This window comes from Natronotalea proteinilytica, assembly GCF_055379935.1.
In genome coordinates this window covers 2,828,876-2,843,380 of the sequence record NZ_AP043947.1, presented here as the reverse complement: position 1 = coordinate 2,843,380, position 14,505 = coordinate 2,828,876, and the positions used below count along the sequence as shown (strand labels likewise).

The 14,505-nt window shown below is 58.6% G+C and carries 11 protein-coding genes; 3 read left to right on the top strand and 8 right to left on the bottom strand.

Annotation, left to right across the window (positions count from 1 at the left end):
- Positions 1-316 precede the first annotated feature (316 nt).
- Entirely contained in the window at positions 317-1,474 is a 1,158-nt protein-coding gene (locus ACZ5AL_RS11305) for a hypothetical protein (protein ID WP_464510474.1), read from the top strand.
- A gap of 542 nt (positions 1,475-2,016) precedes the next feature.
- On the opposite strand, the gene ACZ5AL_RS11300 is transcribed toward ACZ5AL_RS11305, so the two are convergent.
- The 8 genes from ACZ5AL_RS11300 to ACZ5AL_RS11265 form a co-directional block, all read right to left on the bottom strand.
- On the bottom strand, positions 2,017-2,997 hold the full coding sequence (locus ACZ5AL_RS11300) for an NAD(P)-dependent alcohol dehydrogenase (protein WP_464510473.1): 981 nt from the start codon (positions 2,995-2,997) through the stop codon (positions 2,017-2,019).
- A complete protein-coding gene (locus ACZ5AL_RS11295) occupies positions 2,997-4,781 on the bottom strand; it encodes an LVIVD repeat-containing protein (protein WP_464510472.1) in 1,785 nt (594 codons plus the stop codon). The genes ACZ5AL_RS11300 and ACZ5AL_RS11295 overlap by 1 nt, the downstream gene beginning before the upstream one ends.
- Positions 4,782-4,842: 61 nt before the next feature.
- The gene (locus tag ACZ5AL_RS11290) at positions 4,843-5,697 is read right to left on the bottom strand and encodes a DUF305 domain-containing protein (protein WP_464510471.1); all 855 of its coding nucleotides are present in this window, start codon (positions 5,695-5,697) and stop codon (positions 4,843-4,845) included.
- 128 nt (positions 5,698-5,825) lie between these two features.
- The gene (locus ACZ5AL_RS11285) at positions 5,826-7,178 is read right to left on the bottom strand and encodes an NAD(P)/FAD-dependent oxidoreductase (RefSeq protein ID WP_464510470.1); all 1,353 of its coding nucleotides are present in this window, start codon (positions 7,176-7,178) and stop codon (positions 5,826-5,828) included.
- A 143-nt stretch (positions 7,179-7,321) separates the two neighbouring features.
- A complete protein-coding gene (locus tag ACZ5AL_RS11280) occupies positions 7,322-8,767 on the bottom strand; it encodes a DASH family cryptochrome (protein ID WP_464510469.1) in 1,446 nt (481 codons plus the stop codon).
- 12 nt (positions 8,768-8,779) lie between these two features.
- On the bottom strand, positions 8,780-8,956 hold the full coding sequence (locus tag ACZ5AL_RS11275; protein ID WP_464510468.1) for a DUF2256 domain-containing protein: 177 nt from the start codon (positions 8,954-8,956) through the stop codon (positions 8,780-8,782).
- Positions 8,957-10,496: 1,540 nt separating this feature from the next.
- Entirely contained in the window at positions 10,497-10,802 is a 306-nt protein-coding gene (locus ACZ5AL_RS11270; protein WP_464510467.1) for an anti-sigma factor family protein, read from the bottom strand.
- Complete coding sequence (locus tag ACZ5AL_RS11265; protein ID WP_464510466.1) at positions 10,799-11,413, bottom strand: RNA polymerase sigma factor; 615 nt, start codon at positions 11,411-11,413, stop codon at positions 10,799-10,801. The genes ACZ5AL_RS11270 and ACZ5AL_RS11265 overlap by 4 nt, the downstream gene beginning before the upstream one ends.
- Positions 11,414-11,636: 223 nt before the next feature.
- Between ACZ5AL_RS11265 and ACZ5AL_RS11260 the strand changes: the two genes are divergently transcribed.
- Both ACZ5AL_RS11260 and gyrB read left to right on the top strand, forming a co-directional pair.
- Positions 11,637-12,428, top strand: coding sequence for a GntR family transcriptional regulator (locus ACZ5AL_RS11260; protein ID WP_464510465.1), 792 nt, complete (start codon positions 11,637-11,639; stop codon positions 12,426-12,428).
- Positions 12,429-12,552: 124 nt separating this feature from the next.
- On the top strand, positions 12,553-14,505 hold the full coding sequence (gyrB, locus tag ACZ5AL_RS11255; protein ID WP_464510464.1) for a DNA topoisomerase (ATP-hydrolyzing) subunit B: 1,953 nt from the start codon (positions 12,553-12,555) through the stop codon (positions 14,503-14,505).

The following is a 14,505-nucleotide window of genomic DNA, read 5'->3' as shown; positions in this document are numbered from 1 at the left end:
CTTGGAGTTCTTTTCGGTTCGTTACTTATTGCTGCGTTAATGGCTTGGGGGTATCCGGCCAATGAAGCGTACTCATCCAATGCAAAAACGATCGCTGATCCTGTCATGATGGCGGAATGCCCAAATGGGACATGCGGAGCGGTGTGTGGAGAGACAGAAATTGCGGGGATTGTAGTCTGCGTATGCTACGGAGAATGTCCTGGTGATGATGAAATCGCTATACAGTGATTTTTCCCCTTCAAGCTTATCTTAATAAGCCGGCGAGGTATGGGATTCTATCTCATGCCTCGCTTTTTAAAATCTACCCATATCTGCTATGCGTATAATACCTATCGTTTCTTATTTAGTTATTGGTTGCTTACTAGGAGCAACGGGATGCACCGAATCCGAATCCACAAATTCGCAAGTACCTGATGCTACGGCATCGACGGTTTTGCTCGAACCGATTTGGAGTGCTGTTGAAGCAGGCACCGACTTCCTGGGCGATGGACCGTTTATGGTGCGGGTGGATGCCGACAGCCAGGTGTATGTGGCAGATCGCTCCACGCAGCAGGTACATCAGTTCGATTCTGATGGCACCTGGCAAGCAACTACGGGCGGACCGGAGAGCGGACCGGGCACGCTTCAGTTTCTGGTTGGAATCGGCGTGGCCTCCGATGGGCAGGTGCTTGTCGTGGATGGTTCGCGGAATCAAGTGATAGCATGGGAGGATATGGACGCTGCGCCGCATAGCACCCATCGGATTAATCCCTGGCAGTCGTATCGACCTTTTGGGCTTTTCGTCTTGGATGCGTGCGACTGGGCCATTCCGCACCGTGCGTCACATAGCGTACAGACTGGGGCCGATGTGGACCCCCGCGAGTATGTGGTCCGCTATCAGTGCAATAGCGAAGTGCCGGGCGACACGCTCTTCAGTTATTCACGACCCGATCAGATTGTGGCGGAGCCCATGGGGGGCATTTCTACCTTCGCACATCCACATGGACGCAAGTCGGTGGTACGTTACCATGGCGAATATTTCTACGAAGGACATACTAGCACCCCCGTCATCCGCGTGCGTAGGCAGGACGGTACCATCACAGACCGTATTCGCTTCGACTACACGCCGGTGCCTATCGAGCAGAACAAGTTGGATGCGATGCGCGCCGATCTCGAAAACGATTCAGCTACGCCGCCTGCTGTAGCGTCGGCACTACTCGATGCTATCGATGACGCTCCACATTATAACACACACCCGGTATTTGACCACTTTGCGGTGGATACCGAAGATCGCCTCTGGATTCAGCCGGTCGATCCTAATGCCGAACAGGCTACATGGCTTGTGGTGAATCGCTCAGGTGAGAAGGTCGCCCGTGCCCATGCTGCGTCGCCCGCAGTTCGACTCGATGTCGTGCACCGCGACCGCGCCTACGGCATCCGCCAGACCGAAGACGGGGTGCACGAGATCGTTGCGTTTGCGATTACAGAAAGTTGACGTGCAGCGCTCCACCCCCGCGCCCGCCATCGAGCCCACGATGCAGGCGTATCGTGAGGCTGTGCTGGCGGGGTGATTTCTGTAGCCGCCTGGGGAGATGATCGCCTGAGATACCCGCTTCGCTCTTGTTCAGGGGCTAATGTATACTCAAGAGGTTATTTTATGCTTTTAGGACAGGGGTGCCGTGTCCAATTTGGATGGGTACGTTCATTTTTGCCTTGATGCAAAAACGAACCAAAAAAATCAAGACTGGAAGAACTGGGCCTGACTGCGCCCTTCGGTTCGCTAAAATTGATCAAACTCACTCGCAGGCTCGCTTAAACAGGATCAATTTTCGGGCGCGTCCCTCCGGACTTCGTCCGGGCGGCCCACTTCTTCGAGGCCGAACGGCTTCATACACGGGCTCCATATCCACGGGCTCCATATCGAGGAGAGGCGTGAAGCCTGTAACTTGAACCACTCCAAACAGACTGGCTGACCCTGCGCTAAGAACGGTGCGATGTGAGCAAACCCCGCTTACGTCCCCGGCGATCTGGGGCACGTCACTCAGCGCCTCGGTCGGTGACGAGCACAATTTTGCCCTGGGCCCGCTTGGTTTCGCTGTAGCGATGGGCAGCCACGGCTTCGCAGAGCGGATAAGTGCGATCGGTAACGGGACGGAGTGCGCCGCTCTCGAGCAGATCCGCGATGTGCTTCATGTCCGCACCGCTGGGCTTGACCACCACAACCTGACTGCGCGGCCCTGGACGCAGGCGCGAAGTGAGGCCTTCGATGAGGCGCGTAGGTGTAATGTCGGTTGTTACGAAGCGTCCGCCCGAGCGAAGAATCAGACGCGCATCGGCCAGCGACAGGTTGCCGAAGGCATCGAACACGACATCGAAGGCCGCAGACTGCGCGGTGATGTCGTGGCGGGTGTAGTCAATGACCTGTTCGGCTCCGAGTGTGCGTACCAGATCGATGTTGCGGTGACTGCATACGCCCGTCACGGTAGCTTGCTTGTGGGCGGCCCACTGCACGGCCATCGTTCCCACGCCGCCGGATGCTCCGTTGATAAGCACCTGCTCGCCGGGTTGGAGGTCGGCTATGTCGCGAAGCGCCTGAATGGCTGTACACGCCACCAAGGGAATTCCAGCCGCATCAATCAGCGAGATGCTATCGGGTACGTGCGCAAGCTGATCGGCAGGAACCACCACCTGCTCGGCGTATCCGCCTGCGCGTAGCGTGTCGAGCATCGCAAACACGCGGTCGCCTGGAGCGAAGCCAAGCACATCGGCGGCTGCGGCGCGGACGGTACCTGCAACATCGGCACCGGGTATGCGCGGAAAGCGTCTCCAATCGATCCAACGGAGTTCCCCCTGTCGGTAGCGCCAGTCTACCGGGTTCACGCCCGCGGCATGCACATCCACCAGAACCTCGCCGGGCTTGAGGTCGGGTACGGGCACCGACTCGCAAGCCAGCACCTCGGGCGGGCCGTACCGATGAAACCGGACGGCCCGCATGGAGGGTGAGGGGGAGTCAGGCATCAGAGCGAAGCGGCCAGATCGTTAACAGCATCGGCCACTGTGTGAATCCGGTCGGGATCGGGCGTGCCGTCTTTGGTGGCTTCGGTAAGGTCCGCAGCCAGTGCGTTTAGGGCCTCTTGCTGCGCAGCGGCATCGTCCATTGCTTCGATGCGATCGAGCTCATCAGACACATCGAGCACGTAATCGCTATCGAGGGCGTCGTGGCGCTCGGCCTGGTCGAGGTAGGCGCGCACCACCGCAAAGTGGGCGGGCCACTCATTGGTAGGCTGATGCATGGCGTTGAACTCGTCGTACGTGACGAGCTTGGCTGCTTCGAGCTCATTTTCAGTGAGATGCTCATTGGGCTCCAACTCCAGCACATCGAAGCCCCGTGCAATTTCGGTGGCGTAGATGTGGCCGTTGTACCAGTACGTAGACCAGTATCCGGCTACGTGGAGCTGGTCATCGCTCATGGGGCCGCGGTCGAAGAACGCGATTTCGTAGGGGTTAGCCGGGTCGGTAAAGTCAAACACCGATGCGCCGCCCTGATACCACGCCTGCACCTTGATGTCGCGTCCGGGCACCGGGATGAGCGAGCCGTTGTGCGCTACGCAGTTTTCGGTGGATTCCTGCGGGACCGGTAGCTTGTAGTATCCGGCGTGCTCCATCTCGTAGGTGTCGCGATCGAGGTGAAAGGTTGCATTGGCGCCCCACTCCACCGGATCGTCGGCACGGCAGCGCGGCGAAACACCGCCGCCCCACTCATCGGTGAAGAGCACGGTGGTGCCATCGTTGTTGAAGGTGGCCGAGTGCCAGTAGGCAAAGTTTTCGTCGGCTACTGCATCGATGCGCTCGGGGTGTACTGGGTCCGAGATGTCGAGCAAGATGCCGTTACCCGAGCATGCTCCGGCAGCCAGGTCAAGATCGGGGTAGATGGTGATGTCGTGGCACTGGTTGGTTTCGCGCGAGCGCTGCGTGCCGTCGCCGTGGTCGCCACCGGGCCACAGGCCGTCGGGATCGCCCGTTTCTTCGTCGGCAAATACGCGGGGTTCATTCACAATGCGTGCGTCTTCCGGGGCATCGAGCGGGACCTGCACCACTTCAATCTGAAAGAGAGAGGTTTCGGGGTCTTCAGCCGGTGTGGCATCGGAGCAACCTTCCAACTCAGCACCGGGGCGTACAAAGCTGGTGCCCGAGATGTACACGTACAGATTTTCATCGTCGTGGGGCGAGTCGAGAATAGTGTGGGTGTGCGAGCCACGGCACGACTGCACGGAGGCCACTTGCTCGGGCTCGGTCATATTGCTGATGTCAAAGATACGCACGCCACGGAAGCGCTCCTCATCAACGGGCCCCGAGGTGCCTTCCACGCCACAGTCGAGGCGCCCGCGGGCTTCCTCCACCGACATAAAGACCAGATCGCCGTAGATCGAGACGTCGCCCTGTCCGCCGGGGCATACCACGGTTACTTCGAGCTCTGGGCTGGTCGGATCCGCAATGTCGTAGATCATGAAGCCCATGAAGTTACCTACAATCGCGTAGTTATCGCGAAAGGCAATGTCGGAGTTGGCATACGAAAGATCGCCCGGATTGTCGGGGTCGACAAACGCATCGGGACGTGGCTCGGAGGCCAGCAGGTTCATGTTCAGGGCGGCTTCCTCGGCATCAAACCAGCCAGCAGCCAGACCAATGCGCGGATCGTCCGGGTTCCACCATGGGTCGTCGGTATCTTGAGCGGTAACAGCAGAGGCGCCCACCAGCAGGCTAAGCGCTACGGTGGCGATGAGTATACGAAGGGAGGTCATACAGACAAATGGAGGCTAAGTGGATGCACAAACGTGTTTGGGGATGTCACGGCGCGGCGTGTTAGCTCATGGCGTCGAGCATACGCTGCATGCGTTGGATTTCGATGCGCTGGTCGGCCTCTACATGTCCAGCGAAGTTGTTGATGGCACTTTCTTGGCCGGCGTCTGGCGTGTCGAAGAGGTCATCCACCATGATGATGGCCCCTTCGTGGTGGAAGATCATGAACTCCAGGAAGAGCCGGTCGAAGGTGTCGCCCTCGGCCTGGGCCAGCTCGTCCATCTGTTCTGGACTGAGCATGCCATGCATGTCGTGGTGATTGTGGTGCCCATCATGATGCTCGGCATGGTCATCATGATCCTCATGGTGATGCGCATGATCTTCGTCCGGTTCATAGCCGATGGCTTCGGCTACGGCGGGCGGCAGCGTAGGCAGTTCGGCATCGCGATCTTTGAGCCACTGCATCATCTGATGGATTTCATCGGCCTGCGAGCGCTCCATGCGTAGTGCGATCTGACGCAACTGCTCGTTGTCGGTGCGCGAATCGACCATGTCGGTCATTTCGATAGCCTGTGCATGATGGATAATCATGTCTTGCATAAACGCAATGTCGGCCTCGGTATGGGCTGGGGGCGTGTAGCCCGAGCCATCGTAGGCTTCGGCGGGCTGCCCGGCTACCCCTGGACGAACGGTAGGCGCCTCGGGGCGTGCATCAGACTGAGGATTGTTGGCATTCTCGGTGGTGTCGGCGGGTGCCGCATCCGGATCGTAGTCGTGCGAGGTGATGATGGTGTATGCCACCCGATACTCTTGCGCCAGGTCATCTTTGGCCTTCTGAGCCTCAGCAATATCGGGTACGAGGGTGCCTAAAAGAGCACCTCCAACAAGAAGTACAACAACGCGCATCGGGGCAAACATAACAGGCAGGCAGATTGCGCATAAGAAAGCGTGTTCGCCATTCAATATACGCACGGCTCTTCACAGTTTCCACCCATTTCATGGCGCGTTGAAAACAGCATGTTGCGGTTCATGACACGCTGCGAAAGTCAGGTGGAGCCCAGTGGGGCTGATTCAGTGCGCGTGGAGGCAGGCTGAGTAGGCTTCGGGTGCTCGTTATCATCGAGAATGAGGCGGGCGTGGCGCTTATACGTGAAGTAGTTGTAGATCCAGTCCATGAACACGCTGGCGCGGTTGCGAAAGCCGACCAGCTTGGCGATGTGGATGACGACCCACATGAGCCAGGCAACAATGCCCTTAAACTTGAGTCCGCCTGCCAATTCGGCCACTGCGGCGTTGCGCCCAATCGTCGCCATCTTTCCGTAGTCACTGTACGAAAAGGCGGTGCGTGTCCGCCCCTTTACATCGGCCTGAATCTGCTTGGCGGCGTGCTTGCCCGACTGAATGGCGACTTGGGCCAGTTGCGGCAGCCAGTCGTTGTCTGCGCTGCCCTGAATACCGGCCATATCGCCCACCACAAAGACATTGTTGTGTGCAGGAAGCGTGAGGTGGTCAGACACGACAACTTGCCCGCCACGCGTGCGATCGGCCTCCAGCAAATCGGCCAGCGGACTCGCTTGCACGCCGGCGGCCCAGATCAGAGTGTGGGTGGGGATGCGCGCGCCATCGGCCAGGGTCACGGCGTCGGCCTCAACTTGGCTGACGGTGGTGCCCGTCTGCACATCTACGCCGCGATGTTCGAGGGTCCGGCGTGTGTAGTCTTGCAGCGATTCAGCATACCCCTGGAGCAGGGCATCTTGCATCTCCAACAGAATGACGCGAGCCTGCTCACGTACCGAAAACGTCGGATAGTCGCGCTCCAGCGTATCGAAGAGTTCGACCAGCGCCCCGGCCATTTCTACGCCGGTGGGGCCGCCCCCTACAAGCACAAAGTTCAGCATCCCTTCGGGAATGGCCTCGGGCGACTCGTGCCTATGCTGATCGTAGTGCTCAAACTGACGCAACGTGTGGTGGCGCAGGTTGATGGCGTCGGTCAGATTTTTGAGCGGAAACGCGTGCTCCTCTGCACCTTCTACGCCAAAGTAGTTGACCTCAGCGCCCCCGGCTACAATCAGGTAGTCGTACATGATGAAGCCGTTGTCGAGCTCGATGCGCTGGTCGTGCGTGTCGATGTCGGTGACGGTGCCCATCCGAAAGCGGATGTTGTCGTCGCTGCGAAAAATGTCGCGCACGTTATGGGCGATGTCATCCGGCTCCAGCCCGGCCATTGCCACCTCGTAGAGCAGCGGCTGAAACTTGTGATAGTTGTTGCGATCCACAAGCGTGACCTCGACCGGCGAGCGCCGCAGCGCCTGCGCAGCATGCAGCCCGCCGAAGCCCGCACCGATGATGACGACATGAGGCGGTGTGTTGGGGGATGACCCGTTGACAGGCGGTTTCATAGCAAATAGCGGTTCCATGCAGTAGGGTGTGCATAGCTACTCAACGTCTGTACAGACGGAATGTGCGCGACGAATCCAGATGTAGGGGCAGAGGCACAACAACGTTACGGCGATTGGATGTGTCGTGGACAGATTGTCCCCATTCACCCACCCCGCAGCCGCTCATAGGTTGTCTCCAGGTCCACAATCGGTTCGGGGTAGTCGCCGCCGATGACGCAGTTGTAATCGTTCTGCTCTTCGTGCGACATCGTGTGGGGCTCGTGTACATAGTGATCGGGCACGTCAGAAAGTTCGGGGAGCCAGTGGCGCACATAATCGCCGTCCGAGTCGTAGCGTTTGGCCTGCTTTACGATGTTGAAGTAGCGGTTGCGCGGGTCGTTGCCCACACCGCTGTTGTAGGCCCAGTTGCCCCAGTTGCTGGTCACGTCGTAGTCCACAAGTGTCGCCTCAAAGTAGGCTGCCCCGCGCCGCCAGTCGATGTTCAGGCTCTTGGCCAGCATGCTGGCCACGTTCTGGCGGCCCCGATTCGACATGAAGCCCGTCTGGTTCAGCTCGCGCATGTTCGCATCCACGAACGGAATGCCGGTGGTGCCGCTCGCCCACGCCTCAAACGAGGGTTCGTGCTCGGTCCAGTCTACCTGCACGTTCATCGGGCCGGATTGGTGGAAGAGGCCGTCGCCGTACTTCCATCCGATGAACGCGAAGAAGTCGCGCCAGATGAGCTCGAAGATCATCCAGTACGTCGATTTGTTGCTGGTGCGCTCGCGTTCGTAGCGCTTTACCTCGTCGAAGATGTACCGGGGCGAGACGCAGCCATGCGCCAGCCACGCGGAGAACTTCGACGAATAGTCGGCGCCCAGCAGACCGTTGCGCGTTTTCTTGTAGCGCTTCAGGTGGTCGCCGCGCCAGATGTATTCATCGACGCGGTCGAGGGCGCGCGTCTCGCCGCCTTTGAACGGAAGTACGCTGCGCTCGTCGGGCACGCCGTCGTGGTCGAAACCGAGATCGCTGAGCGAGGGGATGCGCCCTGCGTCGAGTCCGTCGGGCAGCGGCGGCACGGAGTCGGGCACAGGATACATCTCGCGGATGTGGCTCTGCTTTTCGAGCTTCTTGCGCGTGGGGGTAAAAACATCCGGCAGCGCCTCGGGATCGGGAAACGGCAGGTTGTCGATGTGGTAGAGCGTGTGGCCCCAGAAAAAGGCCATGTCGGCATCGGTTGGTTCTATCGCTTCAAGGACCGCATCTTCCACATCGCGCTCTTCGGTACCCAACTGCTCGTAGCACGTCACCTCGGCGACATCGTGCTGTTCAACCAGTTGGGGAATCACGTCTTCGGGGCGCCCTTCGCGCACGACCAGGCTGCTGCCCTTCGCCTCCAGCGAACCACGCAAGTCGTGCAGGCTCTCCATCAGGAAACGAGCGCGAAACGGACCGGTTTTCGGGAGATCCCACCACACCGTGTCGAAGTGGCGTGGATCCACGCAGTAAAGCGGGATGACGGGCCGATCTTCAGAAAGCGCGTATGAGAGCGGTTCGTGGTCGTGCAGGCGCAAGTCGTTGCGAAACCAGACGAGAAGTGGGCGGGCCATGAGCGTTAGCAGTTAGTCGTTAGCGGATTTCGCCCACGGCACCGCATCGCGATTCTTGTTACGACGGCAACGCTCGCTGCAATACTTCACGTTCTCCCAGTCGTCTTCCCATTTTTTGCGCCACTCGAATGGACGATTGCACACGGGGCAAATTTTGGTAGGAAGCGAGGAACCATTCCGGCGTCCCATAGCGGCAGGCGGACATGAACAGGTTGTTTGGTGTGCAGACACGAACGAGCCCATAGAACGTGCCGGTTTGGCATCATATCTTACAGCCCTCTTGCATTTGTTCTCGGGGACGCATCAAAAAAAGCGGATCCCAAGACATGGCCGCGCACCAACGCGATGTCTTGAGATCCGCCATCGCTGTACAGAGCTGTCGGCATCAGTGGGCAGAGCCCGACTGTGTGACTTCCCCCGAAACACGCAGCACGGGCTCCGATGCCAGCTCTGTCAGCATGCAGGGATCAATACGTAGTGTATCGTGGAGCAATGTTACATTGGGTGAGGGTGGGTATGTGTCGTGTTGCCCCTGAAAGTTTTATGGTCCGAAATTGCCATCGCGAGGAGGGGAGGGGCGACCGACGCGGCGCTGGGCGGAGCCCGAGCACTTCCTCCCTGCGGTCGGGGTGCTTCGCTCCGCTCGCAATGACAAGGTTGTGAGTTGTTCTCGGTACGTTTGGGTTGTACGAGGCCAACGCTCCGGCTATATTGCTCTAGTCTATGCACACAACCTGAGATGGTGATAATCGTTGATGATCGCTCGCCTGTACTGAACTCGATTTAGGATCTGGATGACATTCGAGGGGGGCATTTGGGTTGAAAGGGAGCTTTCGTCTCCCAGCACCGTCCCCCCGACACGTCATCCTGAACTTGATTCAGGAGCCATTCCCTCGACTATTCCCCCGAGCAGACGCCCAGATGGGTTCTTTTTGTGGGGTCCAACAATCTCTCATTGAACAGACGGTGGGGAAGTCAAATTTCCCATCAACGAAATATCAGAGAGAAAGTTATGTGTAAGGACTAGGTAGCTCAAAAGAAATATATTTACACCTTGTCATCGCGAGGAAGGAGCCTGCGACTGACGTGGCGATCTCATGCCCCCGACCTGGACGGTGCTGTCCGGCTTGATGGCACAAGATTGCCGCGTCGCTAGCGCTCCTCGCAATGACATAATCAAAGATACTTTTGTGGGTCTACTTAGCTATATTGCCAGGGGAGATCCCGGCTCTGCGGCGCTGGAGCGCCTTGGCCGAGATGACTATGCGTGTTTGCAACTCATGATTTCCTCCAGGATTCAGGTGCGACAGACCAGTACGTAAGCGTACCGAATTAAAGATCCCCCCGAAATGAGCAGACCTGTTGGTTTTCCAGTTGCTGCTGAACGCCGGGGAGATGTTTCGACGCGCTTCGAGCCTTGGGGGCCCTTCGCTTGCTCAACATGACAGAAAATGTGGGCGGTGGTACTTCTGCGCGAGGCATCTCCATACCACAAAAGTCACCTGTAACACAAACACTACTGTTCTGTCACACCTGAAGGTTATCAACATTGTCATCGCGAGGAGGGAGCTTGCGACCGACGTGGCGATCTCGTGCTGTTGATTGGGCGGCCGCATCCGGCCTGACAGCAATGAGATTGCGTCGCTCCGCTCGCAATGACAAGGGTGCGGGTTTTCTCGGTACGTTTGGGGGCACATGCATTACCCGAAGATTGAGCTGTGACGCAGCACTACGAGGAAAAGTGGTTTGGGGGTGAGGCGTCGTAGTGGTCGCGCACAAAAGCGAGCGTTTCCTTGACGAGCGGTTCAGGAGGCACGGGGGAATCGGCAGCCGGATCCGCTTCTTTGACCAATGCAATGGTAGTACGATATTGCTCCAGGTAGGTACGGCACGTTTCGCAGCGTTGAATGTGGCGCTCAAATTGCGCCTGCGTGTCGGGGTCTAGGCTATCATCGAGGTAGGCCTCTAAAAAGCCATTCACCTCTTTACACGTAAGCATCCACTGGCGACGCCAGCGCGTGAGGAACGAAGTCATGAATCAGATGAGTCTGCGGTTTCAGAAGTAAAGTGAGGATTCAGAAGCGCACGGAGCGCCTGGCGAGCGCGATGTAATCGAACGCGCACTGCGCCGCGACTAATGTCAAGGATCTCAGCCGTTTCTTTGGTCGAGTGCTCCTCCAGGTCGCGCAGCGTAATGATTTCGCGATACGTATCAGACAATTCGTCGAGGGCATCATGCACCAACTGTTTGCGTTCCGACCGTTCGGCGGTCTGCTCCGGGTCCCACGGCTCAAACGAACCGGTGTAGCTGCCAAAGCGAAACGAAGGCTGCAACCGCTCCATGTCGGCCGCCTCCACCGTTTGCGTGCGCGAGTTTTTGCGGAGCCAGCTACGGGCCAGGTTAATCGCAATGCCCGTAACCCACGAGGTAAGCTGCGACTCGCCCCGAAAGGTGTCAAGGCTTTTGTAAGCTTGCAAAAACGTTTCTTGCACCAAGCTGCGTGCGGCTGTTTCATTGCGCACGTAGCGCATAATGATGCGAAACAGGCGTGGTGTTTCTTCGGCCATCAGCGCCTCGAAGGCCTCCCGGTCGCCGTCTAAAATGGCTTCGGTATCAACACGTTCGTTAGAAGAGGTATCCGGCACAACAAGGGAATATGGGTGCACGTAAGAGTGAATTCGTTACGCCGATTACGTGCAGCCGCTGCAGGGTGCGTTACGTCGTATGCGAAGTGCATCCCGGTCGCGCTATCTTTCATGCGAAGGCCACTGGACAAGCCGCCTGATAACGCCTATACTATGACGTCGGGTCTGCATGCGCATGGCCCGTTTGAGTCGTTCTCTTGATTGATGGTTTTCTCTACTGCTCATGCCGCCTCCTCGCCACGAACAAGTTAGCACCTGGTTGCGCACTCGCATTGCCGACGGCACCTACGAGGCCGATGAGCAATTGCCTTCAGAGCATACCCTGTGCGATCAGTTCGATGTGAGCCGGGTGACTGTGCGCCGTGCGCTCCAGACCCTCGAAAGCGAGGGGCTCATCTACCGCAAGCAAGGGTTGGGGTCGTTCGTGCAAGACCAGCGGATGCGCTCGGGGCTCGTGCGCCTCACTGACTTTGCCGAGGACATGGCGCAGGCTGGCATCGCGGCTGCGTCGCACATCGACTTTCATGAGGAGGTGTCGGTACCCAATGCGGTGGCCACCAAGCTTCACATGGAGCCGGGCACGCCCGTGCGCCGACTCGACCGCACCCGGCTCGGGGACGGCACGCCCGTAGCCTACGACCGCACATGGCTTCCGTTGGAGTATGCTACCCTGCTGGATGCGTATGACCTGACCGATCAGACTATCTATCACATCCTAGAAACCGAACACGATGTAGTGGTGCGGCGCGGACGCTACCGCATCGAGGCCGTGAATGCGCCAGAATATGTGGCGGATGCCCTCAATGTGTCTACGGCCCAGGCTGTGCTTCTCATCTCGCGGCTCTCACTCGATGGCGATGATGCCCCGATCTATTACCAGCAACGCTACTACCGTACCGATCGCGTATCGTACGAACTGGAGTTAGAGCGCGGCACCGCTCCCATACCTCCCACCGCCGGAATGCCGCTACGCGACTTCACCCCCGTGTTCAACGCCCCCCCCGACGCGTCGTAGGCTACCGTCTGCCTTGTATGAACCCGATGCAAATCGGTGAACTGTACCGTCGGTGTTCGGTACCTACACAGATGCACGTGCTGCAGCGTGTCTGCATATTTCGTCCACCAGTATTTCCCGTTATATGTCCAGCGAACGCGATCTTCCGATTACGCCGTACGCCGCCTCGAACATTCAGGTGCTCGAAGGCCTCGAAGCCGTGCGCAAACGTCCGGCCATGTACATTGGCGACGTAGGCGTGCGCGGCCTGCACCACCTGGTGTACGAGGTGCTCGACAACTCAATCGATGAGGCGCTCGCCGGACACTGCGACGATATCGCCGTCATCATTCATGACGATGGCTCCGTATCCGTAAAAGACAACGGACGCGGGATCCCGGTTGAGGAGCATCCCACCGAAAACCGGTCGGCCCTCGAAGTGGTCATGACCGTACTGCACGCCGGCGGCAAGTTCGACAAGGACAGCTACAAGGTGTCGGGCGGACTTCACGGGGTCGGCGTGTCGTGTGTGAACGCGCTCGCCACGCGCTTCGTGGCTACGGTATGGCGCGATGGCGCGGTATGGCAACAGAGTTACCGTTGCGGCGTGCCTGAGGGGCCTGTCGCGAAGCTGCGCGAGATGCGAGACGATGAGACAACGGGCACCTCCATTCGCTTCTGGCCCGACGGCACCATCTTCAAAAACACTGACTTTCGGTTTGATACGCTCTCCGATCGCCTGCAAGAACTGGCGTTTCTGAATCGTGGAGTGCGCATTACGCTCGAAGATGAGCGCGAAGACGATGAGGACTTGCGCACAGAGGAGTATTACTCCGAAGGCGGCATTAAAGAGTTCGTCGAGTACCTTGATGAGGCGCGTGATCCTATCATCGACGACACCATTTACATTGCCGATGAGTCGGGCGAGGTGCCCGTCGAGTTGGCTATGCGCTACAACGATAGCTACAACAAGACGGTGCTGTCGTTTGTGAACAACATCAACACGCATGAGGGCGGTACGCACATCTCCGGCTTTCGGCGCGCCCTTACCCGTACGTTGAAAGGGTACGCCCAAAAGAACGGCATGCTCAAGAAGCTAAAGTTTGACCTTTCGGGCGATGACTTTCGCGAGGGGCTCACGGCTGTGCTCTCCGTTAAGGTCGCGGAGCCGCAGTTTGAGGGCCAGACCAAAACCAAGCTGGGCAACTCGGAGGTGCAAGGCATCGTGGAGTCGCTGATTAACACGCGGCTAGGGCAGTGGCTTGAAGACCACCCCAACCAGGCCGAGTCCATCATCAACAAGGTGGTGTTGGCCGCGCAAGCACGCGCTGCGGCACGCAAAGCCCGTGAACTCGTGCAGCGCAAGAGCGCCTTTACCAGCGGTGGCCTTCCGGGGAAGCTGGCCGACTGCGCCTCGCGCGATCCGGAAGAAAGCGAGTTGTATCTGGTAGAGGGGGATTCGGCAGGGGGATCCGCCAAGCAAGCGCGCGATCGTCACTTTCAGGCCATCCTGCCGCTGCGCGGAAAGATCCTGAACGTGGAGAAAGCACGCCTCGACCGGATCCTCGAAAACAACGAGATCCAGAACATGGTGACGGCGCTGGGCACCGGCCTCACCAGCACCGAAGAGGAGTTCGACGTGTCGCGGCTGCGCTATCATCGCATTGTGATTATGACAGATGCCGACGTAGATGGGGCCCACATCCGCACGCTGCTGCTGACGTTCTTCTATCGTCAGTTGCGCCCGCTCATCGAGCACGGCTACGTGTACATTGCACTGCCGCCCCTGTATCGCATCCAGCATGGCAAAGACGAATACTACCTGTGGACTGATGAGGCCATGCGCGAAAAGATGGCTGAACTCCGAAATAAAGGCCGTGCGAAGCCCAGCCTGCAGCGCTACAAGGGACTTGGCGAGATGAACCCCGAGCAATTGTGGACTACCACCATGGATCCCGATACGCGTAAGGTGCAGCAGGTGTCGATCAACGACGCCGCCGGAGCCGACCGCATCTTCAGCACGCTCATGGGCGATGCGGTAGAGCCGCGACGCAAGTTCATTGAGCGCAACGCCAAGTACGCGACCATCGATGTGTAG